At 61.5% G+C, this 14474-nt stretch carries 17 protein-coding genes; 8 read left to right on the top strand and 9 right to left on the bottom strand.

Annotation, left to right across the window (positions count from 1 at the left end):
• Positions 1–50: 50 nt before the first annotated feature.
• Positions 51–278, top strand: coding sequence for a circumsporozoite protein (locus tag NCHOL11_RS18770; protein WP_097090850.1), 228 nt, complete (start codon positions 51–53; stop codon positions 276–278).
• A 133-nt stretch (positions 279–411) separates the two neighbouring features.
• Here the strand turns inward: NCHOL11_RS18770 and NCHOL11_RS02085 are convergent, their stop codons facing one another.
• Positions 412–837 (bottom strand): glycine zipper 2TM domain-containing protein, encoded by a 426-nt coding sequence (locus tag NCHOL11_RS02085; protein WP_097090849.1) that lies wholly within the window; start codon positions 835–837, stop codon positions 412–414.
• Between the two features lie 263 nt (positions 838–1100).
• On the opposite strand from NCHOL11_RS02085, the gene NCHOL11_RS02080 reads away from it, so the two are divergent.
• Positions 1101–2102, top strand: a complete 1002-nt coding sequence (locus NCHOL11_RS02080) for an esterase-like activity of phytase family protein (RefSeq protein WP_097092662.1) — start codon at positions 1101–1103, stop codon at positions 2100–2102.
• 260 nt (positions 2103–2362) lie between these two features.
• Here NCHOL11_RS02080 and rpmB read toward each other — a convergent pair whose 3' ends face one another.
• On the bottom strand, positions 2363–2656 hold the full coding sequence (rpmB, locus tag NCHOL11_RS02075; protein ID WP_097090848.1) for a 50S ribosomal protein L28: 294 nt from the start codon (positions 2654–2656) through the stop codon (positions 2363–2365).
• 156 nt (positions 2657–2812) lie between these two features.
• On the opposite strand from rpmB, the gene NCHOL11_RS02070 reads away from it, so the two are divergent.
• Positions 2813–3034, top strand: a complete 222-nt coding sequence (locus NCHOL11_RS02070; RefSeq protein ID WP_097090847.1) for a hypothetical protein — start codon at positions 2813–2815, stop codon at positions 3032–3034.
• Between the two features lie 40 nt (positions 3035–3074).
• A complete protein-coding gene (locus NCHOL11_RS02065; RefSeq protein WP_097090846.1) occupies positions 3075–3533 on the top strand; it encodes a nucleoside deaminase in 459 nt (152 codons plus the stop codon).
• Here the strand turns inward: NCHOL11_RS02065 and NCHOL11_RS02060 are convergent.
• Positions 3495–5396, bottom strand: a complete 1902-nt coding sequence (locus tag NCHOL11_RS02060) for a hypothetical protein (protein WP_097090845.1) — start codon at positions 5394–5396, stop codon at positions 3495–3497. The genes NCHOL11_RS02065 and NCHOL11_RS02060 overlap by 39 nt on opposite strands.
• A 45-nt stretch (positions 5397–5441) precedes the next feature.
• Between NCHOL11_RS02060 and NCHOL11_RS02055 the strand changes: the two genes are divergently transcribed.
• On the top strand, positions 5442–5858 hold the full coding sequence (locus NCHOL11_RS02055; protein ID WP_097090844.1) for a GtrA family protein: 417 nt from the start codon (positions 5442–5444) through the stop codon (positions 5856–5858).
• 7 nt (positions 5859–5865) lie between these two features.
• Here the strand turns inward: NCHOL11_RS02055 and NCHOL11_RS02050 are convergent, their stop codons facing one another.
• The 3 genes from NCHOL11_RS02050 to NCHOL11_RS02040 are packed head-to-tail and all read right to left on the bottom strand — an operon-like array spanning position 5866 to position 8298.
• Positions 5866–6666: a LytR/AlgR family response regulator transcription factor gene (locus NCHOL11_RS02050; protein ID WP_097090843.1), complete on the bottom strand. Its 801-nt coding sequence runs from the start codon at positions 6664–6666 to the stop codon at positions 5866–5868.
• Positions 6663–7769, bottom strand: coding sequence for a sensor histidine kinase (locus NCHOL11_RS02045; RefSeq protein ID WP_097090842.1), 1107 nt, complete (start codon positions 7767–7769; stop codon positions 6663–6665). The genes NCHOL11_RS02050 and NCHOL11_RS02045 overlap by 4 nt, the downstream gene beginning before the upstream one ends.
• 46 nt (positions 7770–7815) lie before the next feature.
• The gene (locus tag NCHOL11_RS02040) at positions 7816–8298 is read right to left on the bottom strand and encodes a winged helix-turn-helix transcriptional regulator (RefSeq protein ID WP_097090841.1); all 483 of its coding nucleotides are present in this window, start codon (positions 8296–8298) and stop codon (positions 7816–7818) included.
• A gap of 111 nt (positions 8299–8409) precedes the next feature.
• On the opposite strand from NCHOL11_RS02040, the gene NCHOL11_RS02035 reads away from it, so the two are divergent.
• The 3 genes from NCHOL11_RS02035 (at position 8410) to rplL (ending at position 12091) form a co-directional block, all read left to right on the top strand.
• Positions 8410–10515 carry a RelA/SpoT family protein gene (locus NCHOL11_RS02035; protein ID WP_097090840.1) on the top strand — a complete coding sequence of 702 codons (2106 nt, stop codon included), beginning with the start codon at positions 8410–8412 and terminating at the stop codon, positions 10513–10515.
• A 599-nt stretch (positions 10516–11114) separates the two neighbouring features.
• Entirely contained in the window at positions 11115–11630 is a 516-nt protein-coding gene (rplJ, locus tag NCHOL11_RS02030; protein WP_097090839.1) for a 50S ribosomal protein L10, read from the top strand.
• A gap of 80 nt (positions 11631–11710) precedes the next feature.
• A complete protein-coding gene (rplL, locus tag NCHOL11_RS02025) occupies positions 11711–12091 on the top strand; it encodes a 50S ribosomal protein L7/L12 (protein ID WP_097090838.1) in 381 nt (126 codons plus the stop codon).
• Positions 12092–12194: 103 nt separating this feature from the next.
• Here the strand turns inward: rplL and NCHOL11_RS02020 are convergent, their stop codons facing one another.
• The 3 genes from NCHOL11_RS02020 to NCHOL11_RS02010 are packed head-to-tail and all read right to left on the bottom strand — an operon-like array spanning position 12195 to position 14471.
• Entirely contained in the window at positions 12195–12470 is a 276-nt protein-coding gene (locus tag NCHOL11_RS02020) for an Hpt domain-containing protein (protein WP_097090837.1), read from the bottom strand.
• The gene (locus NCHOL11_RS02015; RefSeq protein WP_236575043.1) at positions 12467–12835 is read right to left on the bottom strand and encodes a response regulator; all 369 of its coding nucleotides are present in this window, start codon (positions 12833–12835) and stop codon (positions 12467–12469) included. Before NCHOL11_RS02015 ends, NCHOL11_RS02020 begins: the two co-directional genes overlap by 4 nt.
• 13 nt (positions 12836–12848) lie before the next feature.
• A complete protein-coding gene (locus tag NCHOL11_RS02010) occupies positions 12849–14471 on the bottom strand; it encodes a GAF domain-containing sensor histidine kinase (protein WP_097090836.1) in 1623 nt (540 codons plus the stop codon).
• Positions 14472–14474: the final 3 nt, after the last annotated feature.

The following is a 14474-nucleotide window of genomic DNA, read 5'->3' as shown; positions in this document are numbered from 1 at the left end:
TTTCTCCGAGAGTGGTCTGCACCGTTTTTATCTCTGAGAGGGGTTTGCCCATGTCCAAGTCGATTGCTCTTTCGCTCGTTCTCGCCGCATCGCTCGGCCTCGCCGCTTGCTCGAAGGGCGAAGAAAACGCCGCCAACGCTTCGGCCAACGCTGCTGAGAACGCTTCGAATGCTGCTGACAACGCCATGAACGCTGCCGAAAACGCTGCTTCGAACGCTGCCAATGCTGCTTCGAACGTCAGCAACACTGCTGAAAACGCTGCTTCGAACGCGATGTAATTTCCCTCCTCGGGATTTTCGGAAACAGGGCCGCCCGGCAACGGAGCGGCCCTTTTCTTTTGTGCGGCCTACACGACATGAAAAGGGCCACCCTTTTCAGGGCAGCCCTCCTTGTTCAACGGTAAGTGGCTGATCAGCAGTCGCGATCGATAGCCCGGCCAGCCAGCGCACCTACGCCCGCACCCACGATCGCACCGGTGGTGCCATCGCCGCGGCGGCCATAGCGGCCACTGCCCTTGCCAATCTCATTACCCAGCAGGCCACCGGCGATCGCACCTATGATCGTGCCGCCCGTGCCATTATCCCGACAGCGATAGCCGCCGCGATAGCCCCGGTAATAATTGTTGCGGTAGTAGCGGTCACCCCGGTAGCCGCGATAAGAGTCACCGCGATAATAATCGCCACGGTAGCCGCGATAGCCCCGGTCGCCACGATAATAGTCGCCGCGCTCGTAACGGCCCCAGCCATCCCGCGCCTGCGCAGGCGCTGCAGTGACGGCGAAGGAAGCAGCGCCCATTGCCAGCGCCGCCCCCATATTGATCAGAAACTTGGTCTTCATGGCGTGCTCCTCAATAATCTTGCTCTCGACCCGGTGAGCCTTTGACGCCGCACCTTCGATTGCACCCCTTTTGACCGATTCGCATTGAGCCAAGCCTGAATGGGCGTGTCAGCCGCCGTTCAGAAAAAATATCCGCTTCCACTGTGATGCGGGCTCACCAAGCCTTGGTCCCGACCGGCGACCTTACACCAAAAGCGCTCGGCTGTCGCCAAGGGGAGCAATCAGCCGTTGGTGGAGTGCGATGGATTGCCTATGGCGAGGCGATGCGCCGTATCCTGATCGTCCTGTTGCTCGCGATCCTGCTTTTGCCAGCGCCCCACAAGAACAAGCCTGAACTGCTCAAAGCGGGCCCGCTGCTCGTCACGGTCCGTCCCCTGTCCCTGAACTCGGCAGATCCCGCGGACAGGAGCGCAGGGGCGCTCGACTATCTGGGAGGCTGGCAGCTGAGCAGCCCGCATCATGGCTTCGGCGGCATATCCTCGCTCCTAGTCGACGAACAGGATCAGGTGCTGGCGCTCAGCGATTCCGGCACGCTCATGGGTTTCGCTCTCACGCCCAATCCCAAAAACAGACATTCTTTCATCGCGCCGCTGCCTGTCCGCCCGCAGGATAAGGACCAGCCTTGGTGGGCATGGGATTCAGAGGCGATCGCCCACGACGCTGTCACCAACAGATATTGGGTCGGCTTCGAGATGCTCCAGCGCATCTGCCGCTATGCACCGGGATTTTCGCGGGTGGAGGCGTGTCGCACTTGGCCTGAAATCGAAGCATGGCCCGAAACAGGGTCGATCGAATCCATGGCGCGTCTTCCGGACGGCCGCTTCCTTGTGATCGCGGAAATGGGGATGATGGCGGATGGCAGCCATGACAGCCTGCTTTTTGCTGCCGACCCGGCCGAAGAGAGCACCCCATCGCCCACACGCCTCCGCTACGTCGCCCCGCGCGGCTATCGCCCCACGGATGCCGTCGCTCTCGATGATCGTCACATTCTGGTTTTGAACCGCCGCGTCACATTGCGCGACCTGTTCACGGCGACGCTCGCCCTGATCGAGCTGCCCGACCGCCCAAAGCCGGGCGACCGGCTGATCGCTCGCACCCTGGCCCGGCTCGCGCCGCCGCTGTTGGCGGACAATTTTGAAGGACTGGCGATAACGCGGGAGCACGGACAAACGATCGTCTGGATTGCGTCAGACGATAATCACGAATTCTTCCAGCGCACCTTGCTCCTGAAATTCGCCCTGCGTGGAGCGCCCGGCTCTTCGTGAGCAGTAAGCGTAGCTTTGCTCCGCCCGCTACACCCGTTCGGGCTGAGCTTGTCGAAGCCTGCCTTGAGCCCGTCGAAGGGGCTTTTTCTTTCTGGAGAACAGTAGAACCCTTCGACAAGCGCAGGGCGAACGACTTTCGAGACTATGCCGACTGAAATACGACGCCCCAAAATCGAACGACACCTCGCTCATTCCTTGTGGACGCAAAAAAGCGGCCCGTTGCCAGGCCGCTTCTTAAAGCCGAAACGAATCGAACCGAATCAGGCGGCTGCGGCAGCCTGCTTCTTGACGATGTCGCGCTTCAGGCGGCGCGCCTTCAGCGACAGCTTTTCATCGCTGGTCTTCAGCAGCCAGTTGTCCAGGCCGCCATTATGTTCGACCGAACGCAGACCATGGGTCGACACGCGCAGCTTGACGGTGGTTTCCAGCGTTTCGGAAATCAGCGACACATTCTGCAGGTTGGGCAGGAACACGCGCTTGGTCTTGTTATTGGCGTGGGAAACATTGTGACCCACCTGGCGGCCCTTGCCGGTCAGCTCGCAAATGCGCGACATAGTCAATCAACCTTGTAGTTCATGTTCGTTCGGAAAGCGGCGCCAGTAGCGGGATTCCGGATGGCCGTCAACCCGCCAAGCCGGTGAGATCGGACCGCTTGCGCAACCCTTTCCGCCACTCGGACGTTTGCAGCCGATAGACGAAAGGAGGGCGCAATGCGACTCATTGGTGGCTTGTTGCTGATTGTTCTGCTGGTGCTGGCCGCCGGCATCGCGACCGGCTTTGTCGATCTGCAAAAGACCCAGGAAGGCAGCCTGCCCAGGATCGCCGTCGAGGGCGGTCAGCTCCCCAAATTCCAGGCCGATGTTGCCAAGGTCGAAGTGGGCACGCGCAATGAAACGGTCGAGGTGCCGACAGTGGACGTAAAGAAGCCCTGACCATTTCTCGAACGGACGAGGATGCTGTAAGGACGTGCCGATGGCACCGCCCTTCCCCCTTCCCGTAACGATGCGCCGCGCGCTTGAACTGGCGCGCGCTGCGGAGTTGGCGGGCGAAGTGCCGATCGGCGCGGTCGTCACGCTCGACGGGCATATCCTTGGCGAAGGGGAAAACCGCAACCGCCGCGACCGTGATCCCACGGCCCATGCCGAAATAGTTGCCCTTCGCGCCGCGGCGGAGCGGCTGGGCGATTTCCGCCTAACCGGCTGCGACCTTTGGGTAACGCTCGAACCCTGCCCGATGTGCGCGGGGGCGATATCCCACGCGCGCATCGCCCGCCTCTATTATGGCGCTGCAGACCCCAAAGGCGGCGCGATCGAACAGGGCCCAAGGCTTTTCACCCAACCCCAATGCCTCCACCGCCCCGAAGTTTATGGCGGGCTCGGGGAAGCGGAGGCGTCAACGCTGCTGCGCGACTTTTTCGCTGCCCGCCGTTGAGTAATCGATGCGATAAAGGGTGTAGGGCAAGGCAAAGCCGCTCTTGAGCGTCACGGGTTTGAGCCAACCGGGAACCTCGCCGCGTATCAACCCCGCATAGAAGCCGCGCGGGCTGCGGGACTGGTAGACTGTTCCTTCCGGAAACCCAGGACAGATCAGCAGATAGGTGGCATGATGCCGCGCAGCGATCGGCCGGAATGCCTCTGCGGTGCCATCGAAGGCATGATGCAGGTCCAGGATCACTGCTCCGTTCCGGTGATAGGGCCCTGCAACGGCGCTGTGATGCGTCGTGGCGATCAGGCGCGGCCCCAGATCGACCATAGTGAATATGGTGGCGGCCGGAAGCTGGTTCAGCACCTCCAGCGCTGGCAGCGACCGGCAACGCCCATTGGCCTTGTTGATCGACTGCAATCGGCTCTTCGCCGCCGGACGCTGGACCTTAGGCTTTTCGCCGGTCACGCCCGCCCATAATTGATTGATCTGCGGGTAAAGCGGCGTCGCGAACGCGGCTACGCCCAGCAGCGCGGCTCCGGCGATGCCGAACGCGCGGGCAACGGGCCTGCCGGAAAATATGATCTGAAGAACACGATGCGCCGCCCATGCCGCCGCCGGAATGGCGAGCAGCTGCGCGGCAGGCCCCGCCCGCAACTGCCAGAAAAGCAGGGCGGTTGAAAACAACATCATCAGCCCGACGGTGGCCCAGGCCCATAGCCGGTCGCTATCACGCCGCGACTCCCACAGCGCCCAGATCAGGCCGAACAATCCCGCAACCGGAATGGCCATGAGCGGCACGATCAGGCTGCGCGCCTGAACCGTGATCGGCTTCGCCTCCCTAATATTGGCGAGCCACAGCCGCTCCAGCTCCGGCGAAATCTGATAGGCGCCCGTCAGGCACTGCGGCCAGTTGAGCCATGCAAAGGCGGCGACGGCCGCGCCAACCACCACGCCAGCGCCCAATCTCGCCTGCCAGCTTCGAAGCGGCAGCACCGCCAGCAGCGTCATCCCCGCGCCCACGGCTCCGAATATCGCCACCCAAATGGGCGAGATAGCGTCACACACCATCTGCCGGTTCGCGTAGCTGGCGAAGAGCAGGAACAGCACCGAATTCGAACCGGCAAGGCTGAGCGCATAAGGCAGCATCCGCCTCGCCGCGCCTTCCTTGAACACCCAGCGTAGCGCGATCAGCGCGCCGCCTGCCGCCAGATAGACGATCATCTCCATGCCGATGGTGATGGAAAGCGCGCTGCTCACGCCCGCGACGACGCCGCCGCGCAGCCAGTTGCGGTCGACAAGCCCCGCCAGCATCAGCACCGTCAGCGCCAGTTGCCAGCCATGGTGATCGACCCGCATCGGCAGGAACATGGCTATGCCCATCTGCGCTGCGAACGGCGCCAGCACCGCCAATATCCAGCCATTGCCTCCCGCCAGGCGACGAGCGATGAAGCCCAGTCCTAGCATGAGCGGCAACAAGGGAAGCGTCGGCGCGATGGCGCAGGCAAGCCGGTCGGCCAGCCCCTGCTCCAGAAACGCCCGGAACAGCAGCATCAACGCCGCGAGGGGCAGATCGACCAGCCTGGACCAGTGGATGTTGAACCCGGCGGGCGGGTCCAGACGATATTGCCTCAGATCATACCAGCCCTGTCCCGCCAGCCAGTCCTTGACCTGCAAATACCGCATATTGTCGTCGGTATCATTGAGCGTCAGCCAGTGGATGGCTGGCCAGCGCGAATAGAGCAGCCAGCTGACGGCCGCGACCCACATCAGGAAGGTCAGCCATTTCCAGTGCACCTGCGCCCAGGCAGATATCCAGACCAGGGCGCGCCGGGTTCTTTCCCGCACGGTGAAGCCGCTTTGCAAGTTCATGGCCGGTGGATTAGAGCGTTCGCATCAAATCGCAACGGGGCCTTCATGAAATTGCTGTCACGCCTGACGCCAGAGCGGCAGGCCCTGTTCTGGCAGATCGTGCGCTATGGGCTGAGCGGCCTCTTCATCACCGCCTGCCAGGCGGTGATCTACTGGACGCTCGCCGCCCTAGTCGGGTGGCACCCGCAGCTTGCCAATGTCACCGGCTATGTCGCGGCGGTGATGATCGGCTATGTGACGCACAGCCTCTTCACCTTCCGCGATCAGGGCAGCGATGGAAACCACGCCGCACGCGGCTTCAAGTTCGTGGCCGTGTCACTGCTGAGCTATGCGCTGAACGCTCTCTGGGTCTTCCTGTGCGTCACCCAAATGCAATGGCCGGAATGGTCGCCCATCCCGGCCATGCTGTTCGTAACGCCAGCCGTGGTGTTCGGCCTCAATCGCCAATGGGTATTCCGTTAGCGTCCCCTTAATGGACGAAGCGGGCCACCACATCCCTGTAGGACCGGCTGACCTTCACCTGAGCGCCCGATTCCAGCACCAAGAAGCATTCGCCATTGGTGTGCGGCTTCACCTGCCGCACCTGGCTTAAGTTAACGATGGTTGACCGGTGCACACGCTGGAAATTGCGCGGGTCGAGCCGCTTTTCCAGATCCTTCATCGTCTCGCGCAGGATGAGGGAATTATCCGCCGTGTAGATGCACATATAGTCGCCCGCGGCATCGATCCGCTCGATCGAATCCACATCGACGCGGAAGATCTGCCCCCGGTCCTTGATGTTGATGAGCTTTTCGAAACGGTTCGACGAGGGTGCCTCTTCATCGGCGTTGAATTCGTTCATCGCATCGGGCGCGACCTCCGCCAGCACTTCGCGCAGCTTCTCCGCTTCCTGCACCTGCTTCTTTTCGGAAAGGCGCTGGCGGACCCGGTCGAGCGCGTCGGCCAGGCGGCCTTCATCGACCGGCTTCATCAGATAATCGACGGCCTGCGCCTCGAAAGCCCGAATCGCATGATCGCTATAGGCGGTGCAGAAGATGAACAGCGGCGGTTCGACTTCCATCAGGCCCTGGACAACGGAAAAGCCGTCAAATCCGGGCATCTGAATGTCGAGGAACACAAGGTCGGGTTTATGCGTCTTGATAGCGCGGATGGCTTCACGGCCATTCGAGCAGGTTTCTACGATTTCGACATCCTCATGCGCTTCCAGACGGAGCTTGAGGCCTTGGATAGCCAGGCTTTCGTCATCGACGAGGATTGTTCTAATGGTCATGCGGCCACTTTCGATGGTTCATCCAGATTAAGCGGCATTTCGATATGGACCGAAAAGCCGCCTGGCGTGGAACGCGTTTCAAAGCTCTGTCGTTCCCCGAACGCCTGGATCAGGCGGTCGCGGATATTCGCCAGGCCAACGCCTGTCCCTTCGCTCATGGGAGTGTTCGGCCGCGTGAACCCTTCGTTCAATCCCGGACCCGTATCGGACACGACGATCCGGACGTTTTCACCGGCAGGCTGCGCCGTGATGGCGATTTCTGCCCCCTCTTCCTTGGGTGTGACGGCATATTTGATGGCATTTTCGACCAGCGGCTGCAGCAGCAGCGACGGCAATCGCGACTGCGCCACCGCCGGGTCGATGTTGAAGACCGGCCGCAACCGGTCCTCGAACCGCATCTTCTCGATTTCGAGATAGAGTTTGAGCGTCTCCACCTCCTGCTCGATCGTCACCTGCGCGGTCGGCTCGTTGATCAGCGTGTAACGCAGGAAGGACGACAGGCGCGACAGCATCGCGTTGGCCCGATCGGTCTGCTTGAGCAGCACAAGGGTCGAAATGCTGTTCAGCGTATTGAACAGGAAATGGGGATTGAGCTGGTAGCGAAGCATTGCCAGTTGCGCGCTCGACGCCTGATTTTCCAGAAGCAGCAGCTGGTCCGCCTGCTCCTCCACCTGCAGATAGAAATTGATGGCGTAATACAGCGCCGACCAGGCGCCCAGCAATGTGATGCTGAGATAGAAAGCGCCCAGGAACAGCTGCACGCCGGCCGTATCGCTCCCTCGGTTCTGGGTCGAAAATACCCATGCGTCGATGAAGGCGACCAGTCCAGCCGCGAGCACCACCGTCACGATCGAAGCGCCCCAGGTGATGATCGGCCGCTGCCTTTGCAAAAAGCGGAAGATGACCGCGATGAGCAGCGTTACCGAATAACCCGACACGGTCGATATCATCACCGGGATCAGGCTGGAAAGCGGCTGCCCATTCGCGATGGTAGACGACCCACGCAGCAGGAAGGCCCCGGCCCACCCGACCGATTGCAGATTCCAGAAGGCGCGGTTCTTGTCAGCGAAAAAGGGCTGAGGCTGAATACGTTGGACAGACATCGCCGCCAGCCTAGGCGAATTCAGGCCCAGGGTGAAGCCACCCGCATCACGCCGCGGTAGCAGCTTCCTGATCCATCGGCGTGACTTCGTCAGGGCAAAGCCAGACAAGGTCCCTCAACTCAAGCGGGCGGCCGTCATGCGCCTGTATGGTCACCCGGCGGATCGGCTGACCGTCCCGCTTGTCGGCCAGCACTTGGCAGGACAGCGGACCGCATCCCCACTTCTCGCCCCATTGGCGCAGCGCGATCATGACGGGGGCCAACTCCTGCCCTTTCTCGGTCAGGCGATATTCGATCTTCCGCCGGTCGCACTGCATCGGCTGGCGCAACATGATCCCGTTTTCAACCAGGCGCGAAAGCCTGTTCGCTAGGATGTTGCGGGCTATGCCGAGCGATGACTGGAAATCTTCGAAATGCCGGATGCCTGACAAGGCGCCGCGCAGGATGAGAAACGACCAGCGCTCACCCATCGCCTCCAGTGCGCTCGGCAGCGCGCACTGTTCCAGATCCTGCGCCAGATTATGCTTCATCGTCCGTCTAGATAGCTCAAAGCCACGGCCCATGCAAAAGTGCAGCCATTTGCCCCAAGATGGGATTTTTTTGTTGCACAGCAAGATGCTTCCCGGACAATCGGCAATACGATGCTGCGTCAATATGAACTTGTTGAGCGGGTGAAGCGCTACGATCCGGATGCGGACGAAGCGATGATCAACCGCGCCTATGTCTTTTCCGTCCAGAAACACGGGTCCCAGAAGCGCGCCAGCGGCGACCCCTATTTCAGCCATCCCATTGAAGTCGCGGGCATCCTGACCGACTTCAGCCTGGACGATCAGACGATCGTGACGGCGCTGCTGCACGATACGATCGAGGATACGCTCGTCACCTATGACGAGATCGAAAGCGCGTTCGGCAAAGATGTCGCCAGGATGGTCGACGGCGTCACGAAGCTGTCGAAGATCGAGGCGATGTCGGAAAATGAGCGGGCGGCGGAAAATCTCCGCAAATTCCTGCTCGCCATGTCGGACGACATCCGCGTGCTGCTGGTCAAGCTGGCCGACCGGCTGCACAATATGCGCACGCTGCATTTCATCAAGAATGAGCAGAAGCGCCGCCGCATCGCCCGCGAAACGATGGACATCTATGCCCCGCTGGCCGAGCGGATCGGCATGTATGATTTCATGCGCGAGATGCAGTTGCTCGCTTTCCGCGAGCTGGAACCGGAGGCCTATGACAGCATCACCAAGCGCCTTGAACAGCTGAAGGAAGGCGGCCATGGCAAGGTCGACCGCATCGGGGCGGAACTGCAACTGCTGCTAGGTGGGAAAAACCTGTCCGTCACCGTGTCCGGCCGCGAAAAGCACCCCTATTCCATCTGGAAGAAGATGCAGGAACGGCACATCAGCTTCGAACAGCTGACCGACGTCATGGCCTTTCGCGTGATCACCGATACGACGGAAGATTGCTACCGGGCGCTCGGCTTCATCCACCAGACCTACAAAATGGTCCCCGGCCGGTTCAAGGATTACATCTCCACGCCCAAGCGCAACGGCTATCGGTCGCTGCACACCACCGTCATCCACCAGGACAATGCGCGCATCGAGGTGCAGATTCGCAGCCGCGACATGCACAATGACGCCGAACTCGGCCTCGCGGCGCACTGGGCCTACAAGCAGAAGGGCGACGCGGCCGATCATCATGCGGCATGGCTGCGCGACCTCGTCGAAATTCTGGAACAGAGCCAGGATGCGGACGAACTGCTCGAACATACCCGCATGGCGATGTACCAGGATCGGATCTTCGCCTTCTCTCCCAAGGGCGAGCTGCACCAGCTGCCCAAGGGTTCCACCCCGGTCGACTTCGCCTATGCGGTGCACACCTCCCTCGGTAACCAGACGGTGGGCGCGAAGGTCAACGGCCGCGTGGTCCCGCTGCGCACCAGCCTTGAAAATGGCGACCAGGTCGAAATCCTCAAATCCGAGGGGCAGGAACCGCAACCCGGCTGGCTGACCTTCGCCATCACCGGCAAGGCGCGCGCCGCTATTCGGCGCTATATCCGCCAAAAGCAGCGTGGCGAGGAAGTGGCGCTGGGTGAGAAGCTTTATGAGGAAATCATCGGCCGCTTCTCCCCCGAACTGGCCAGCGAACTGGGCGACAAGGCGCTGAAGGCTGCGTTGAAGCGCTTGAAGCTGGAGGACCGTGCCTCTTTGATGGTCGCCATCGCCACGCACCGCCTGCTGGACTCAGAGGTGATGGAGGCGCTCGTCCCTGGCTCCACCAGCGTCGAAGGCGTTGAGGAAGCCCATCCGCGCCAACACGCCCCCGTCTCGATCCGTGGCCTCACGCCCGGCATCGCCTATAATCTGGGCGATTGCTGCCACCCCGTCCCCGGCGATCGCATCGTCGGCGTCCGCCGCACGGGCGAGCCGATCGAAGTGCACACCATCGACTGCCGTTCGCTCGAAGCCGGGCAGGATGACGATTGGGTTGATCTCAGCTGGGACAGCAGGTCCAAGGGCGGCACCGCGCGCCTGCAGGTCATCGTCAAGAACCAGCCCGGCGCCCTCGCCGCCGTCGCCAACGTGTTCGGCGCGACCAAGGCGAACATCCTGAACCTTCAACTGGTAAACCGCGAAGGGCCGTTCCACACCGACATCATCGACCTGGAAGTCAACGACGCCCAGCACCTGAACCGCATCCTCTCGGCACTCCGGGCCCTCGACATAGTGGTGCAGGCGGACCGCGTATAAGCGGCGTGACCTCCCCCTCCCGCAAGCGGGAGGGGGCCGGGGGGTGGGCCAGCGCAACCTCGATCTTTCAGAGTATGCTCGCGCAAATCCGAACCTGTATCCCGAAAATCACAATCTGCGAAAAACCATCCTATTTCGCTCCACACCCTCCCATTCCCGCTGTCCTACACAGCCCAACCTGCCTATCTCCCAGCGGTCTTTGAAAACGTCGAACCGCTTCTCACCACGCCTACGCGCGCTCGCGCACGCGCGCGCATATGGTGTGAACTTCGGTGCAGAAACGGCGGTTTTCCGCCATTTGCCCGGCCTGCGCCAGAATCCGCGTGACACAAGGCGTCCTATTTTGTAGAGGCCCGCGCAGCAGGCTCCTTCGGGAGTCTTCCGTCCGAGACAGTTGGTGAAGGGAATTTGCCCTTCTTAATCTCCAGCCTAGACGGGGAAAAGTTCTTTACCGGCTGGCTTTGCCTGTCCGGGTCTGCCTGTTCTCCCATGAGGATGCGGGCCAGTCGATCTCTCCCCTTCGGACTTTAGTGCCCCGCGATTCGTCGCGGGTTATAGCCGTTCGCTGGTTCGCCAGTGGACATGAAGTGGAGAATGGCATGGATCGTAATCAGAAAGCTGAGGTCGTTTCCGCGCTGAACGCACACCTGGCAGAAGTTGGCGTGGTCGTCGTGACCCGCAACCTCGGCATGACGGTCGCTCAGTCGACCCAATTGCGTCAGAAGATGCGCGAAGCCGGTGGCACCTACAAGGTTACGAAGAATCGCCTCGCCAAGATCGCCCTTGAAGGCACCGACTATACCGGCATCAGCGACCTGCTGACCGGTCCGGTTGGTCTCGCCTCCTCGGCCGATCCGGTTGCAGCCGCCAAGGTTGCAGTCGAATTCGCCAAGACCAACGATCGGCTTGAGATCGTTGGCGGCGCGATGGGCGAAGTGCTGCTGAACGCCGAAGGTATCAAGGCACTCGCCTCGATGCCGTCGCTGGATGAACTGCGTGCGAAGCTGGTCGGCCTTCTGGTCGCACCGGCTACCAAGCTCGCAACCGTCACCCAGGCGCCGGCGGCTCAGCTCGCGCGGGTCTTCAACGCCTATGCGGAGAAGGACGCGGCCTGATCGCCGTCGTCTCGACCGTCAATACACGTTTCAACTCTTGATTTTGCGGGGTTCATCCCCCGCCCAGAAGGGAAATTAACATGGCAGATATCAATGCTCTGGTCGATCAGCTGTCGGCCCTGACCGTTCTCGAAGCCGCTGAGCTTTCGAAGGCCCTGGAAGAAAAGTGGGGCGTTTCGGCTGCTGCTGCTGTTGCAGTTGCTGCTCCCGCCGGTGGCGCCGCTGGTGGCGCGCCTGCTGAAGAAGCCAAGGACGAATTCGACGTCGTTCTCACCGGCGACGGTGGCAAGAAGATCAACGTCATCAAGGAAGTCCGCGCCATCACCGGCCTGGGCCTGACCGAAGCCAAGGCGCTGGTCGAAGGCGCGCCGAAGGCTGTCAAGGAAGGCGTCGGCAAGGAAGAAGCCGAAAAGCTCAAGAAGCAGCTGGAAGAAGCCGGCGCGACTGTCGAACTCAAGTAATCGGATCGCTCCGCCTCGCGCGGGGCACCGATCCAGCTCAGCTGGAACAAGGGGCGGCATCTTCGGATGCCGCCCTTTTCGTGAGCGTCCAGCCACTTCCCCGTCAGGCGCGGTCCAGGGCCCCGATCAACACCTGCGCTAACAGCCTGACCTTCTCATCTTCAGCATCTGCATCCAGCGCTTCTTCCAGCGCGGACGCACTGCTGCTGATCTCTCCATAACCAAATATCCCGGCAACCCCCGCCAACCCATGCGCGAGCTGCAGAAGCCGGGGGCAATCGCCCGCCGCCAACGCCGCCTCGATCGCCGCGCGATCGGACGCTGCCCGCTGCTGAAAACGCTGCCGCATCTCCTGCATCTGCCGTTCCATGCCGCTCATGGCTGAAGCAATGTCCGCACATTCGCAGCAAGACTCATCGGATCGAACGGCTTGGCCAACACCGCACGCGCACCAAGCGCCTTCAAGTCCGTCACATGCCGCGGATGCGTCTTCGCCGTTATGAAAGCGGCGGGAATTTCGCTGGTGTCCGGATCGGCCCTCAACCTCGCCAAGGTCGCGGGGCCATCCATGCCCGGCATCATCACGTCAAGAAGGATGAGCGCAGGCTGCCATTGCTTCGCCTGTTCCAATGCCTCAGCGCCAGACGCCGCCGTGCGCACCTGAATTTCCGGGTCCAGTTCAAGCGACATGACGGCTATTTCCCGCAAGTCAGCTTCGTCATCGACATACAGGATGCGGATCAACCCGGCCTCTCCTTCAGCTCGCGGTGACGGCGGGCAGTTCTACACGGAAGGTCGCGCCCTTTTCCGTCTCCGGGTCGAGCGTGATACTGCCGCCATGCGCCTCTACTATGGCCTTGCTGATCGCCAGACCCAGGCCGGTGCCTGCATGACCTTGTTGATGGGCGCCGTCCTCCTGTTCAAAACGCTTGAACAGTCTGGCCCGGAACTCCGGCGAAATACCCGGCCCTTCATCAGCCACGCTGATGTGCGCACTATCGCCCGCACGCTGCAGCGAAACGCGGACCGTGCCGCCGGAGGGCGAGAATTTGCAGGCGTTCGACAAGAGATTGGTCATGACTTGGCACAGACGGTTGCTGTCAACCTTCGCCACCACGGCGTCAGTTGGCCTTTCGAAAGCGAGCCTGACGCCGAAACGCTCCGCATAGGGTTCGATCTGCTCAATCGCTTCCGTCAGCAGCAGGCCCAGTTCCCGCCCCTCGAAATGGAAAACCAGTTTGCCTGATTGAAGCTTGTCCATGTCCAGCAGGTCGTTGACCAGATGGATCAACCGCTCGGCGTTCTTGCTGCCGATCGCAACCAGTTGCTTGGCCCGGTCGGGCAGCTCTCCCGCAGCCCCGCCCGCCATCAGTCCCAAGGCCCCCGAGATAGCTGTCAATGGCGTGCGCAGTTCATGACTGACCGTCGATACCAGTTCGTCCTTCAACCGGCTGATCTGCCGTTCCTGGGTTACATCCCGTGCGGTCATGATGAAGCGCCCGCCGCGGATCGATTCGCGCCTTATGTCGAGGATACGGCCGTTCCGGCGCTGAATTTCCAGACGCCGACTATCGCTTGTGCGGATGGACTCCACAAAGCCCGTAACGATCTGATCCGGATCGCCAGGACCCAATTCGCCACGCTGCGCCGTGAGCCGGATGAGCTCACGCGCATCCCTGCCGCCCGTGACACTATCGGGAGCATAATCGAAGAGATCGACGAAAGCCTGATTCCAAAGCATCAAGCGTAAATCCCGATCGACCACCGCGACGCCACCGCTAACGTTTTCGACCGTCAGCTTGAGCAACTGGCGTTCGTCGTCGAGCTTGCGCCGATGCTCCTCAGCCGCAAAACCCTCCACCCGGAACTCGATGAGATCGACCACCGTCCGCGCGAGTTGCGCAAGGCGCTTTTGCTCCTGCTCCCCAAAATCGCGGGGCTCGTGATCGATGATGCAGAGCGTCCCGATCGGCTGGCCGTTGGCCACCCGCAACGGCGCACCCGCATAGAAGCGGATGTGCGGCGCGCCGGTTACTAACGGATTGCTGCGAAACCTGGGGTCCTTCGCGGCGTCCGGGACTACCATCACCTCAGGCTGCAAGATCGCGAAGGCGCAGAAGGCAACGTCACGCGGCGTATGGGTTTCATCAATCCCGCATGCGCCGCGAAAACATTGCGCGTCCGATCCCACGATCGACACAAGCGACATGGGCACGTCGAACAGGTCGGCGGCGAACTGGGTGATATGATCGAAAGGTTGTTCCCGGCCGATGCCCCCCAGCCGATAATGCTCCAGCGCTTGCAGCCGGTCAGCCTCATCCGCCGGGATAGGGGGTTTTACCGTGCCAGCATGCTTTTGGCGCTCTTGCGTCCCTGACATCTG

The organism is Novosphingobium sp. Chol11 (genome assembly GCF_900218065.1).
Taxonomy (GTDB): domain Bacteria; phylum Pseudomonadota; class Alphaproteobacteria; order Sphingomonadales; family Sphingomonadaceae; genus Sphingobium; species Sphingobium agri.
Note: the sequence above shows the minus strand (reverse complement) of the source record. Positions and strands in the feature narration are given on the sequence as shown.

Bases quoted from the DNA above. Each gene is read 5' to 3' on its own strand.
- NCHOL11_RS02050 (WP_097090843.1), bottom strand. From the start codon at position 6,666: ATGACCATTAGAACAATCCTCGTCGATGACGAAAGCCTGGCTATCCAA.
- NCHOL11_RS02020 (WP_097090837.1), bottom strand. From the start codon at position 12,470: ATGAGCGGCATGGAACGGCAGATGCAGGAGATGCGGCAGCGTTTTCAG.
- rplL (WP_097090838.1), top strand. From the start codon at position 11,711: ATGGCAGATATCAATGCTCTGGTCGATCAGCTGTCGGCCCTGACCGTT.
- NCHOL11_RS02060 (WP_097090845.1), bottom strand. From the start codon at position 5,396: ATGAACTTGCAAAGCGGCTTCACCGTGCGGGAAAGAACCCGGCGCGCC.
- NCHOL11_RS02010 (WP_097090836.1), bottom strand. From the start codon at position 14,471: ATGTCAGGGACGCAAGAGCGCCAAAAGCATGCTGGCACGGTAAAACCC.
- NCHOL11_RS02080 (WP_097092662.1), top strand. From the start codon at position 1,101: ATGCGCCGTATCCTGATCGTCCTGTTGCTCGCGATCCTGCTTTTGCCA.
- NCHOL11_RS02040 (WP_097090841.1), bottom strand. From the start codon at position 8,298: ATGAAGCATAATCTGGCGCAGGATCTGGAACAGTGCGCGCTGCCGAGC.
- NCHOL11_RS02065 (WP_097090846.1), top strand. From the start codon at position 3,075: ATGGCACCGCCCTTCCCCCTTCCCGTAACGATGCGCCGCGCGCTTGAA.
- NCHOL11_RS18770 (WP_097090850.1), top strand. From the start codon at position 51: ATGTCCAAGTCGATTGCTCTTTCGCTCGTTCTCGCCGCATCGCTCGGC.
- NCHOL11_RS02070 (WP_097090847.1), top strand. From the start codon at position 2,813: ATGCGACTCATTGGTGGCTTGTTGCTGATTGTTCTGCTGGTGCTGGCC.
- rplJ (WP_097090839.1), top strand. From the start codon at position 11,115: ATGGATCGTAATCAGAAAGCTGAGGTCGTTTCCGCGCTGAACGCACAC.
- NCHOL11_RS02085 (WP_097090849.1), bottom strand. From the start codon at position 837: ATGAAGACCAAGTTTCTGATCAATATGGGGGCGGCGCTGGCAATGGGC.
- NCHOL11_RS02035 (WP_097090840.1), top strand. From the start codon at position 8,410: ATGCTGCGTCAATATGAACTTGTTGAGCGGGTGAAGCGCTACGATCCG.
- NCHOL11_RS02045 (WP_097090842.1), bottom strand. From the start codon at position 7,769: ATGTCTGTCCAACGTATTCAGCCTCAGCCCTTTTTCGCTGACAAGAAC.
- NCHOL11_RS02055 (WP_097090844.1), top strand. From the start codon at position 5,442: ATGAAATTGCTGTCACGCCTGACGCCAGAGCGGCAGGCCCTGTTCTGG.
- rpmB (WP_097090848.1), bottom strand. From the start codon at position 2,656: ATGTCGCGCATTTGCGAGCTGACCGGCAAGGGCCGCCAGGTGGGTCAC.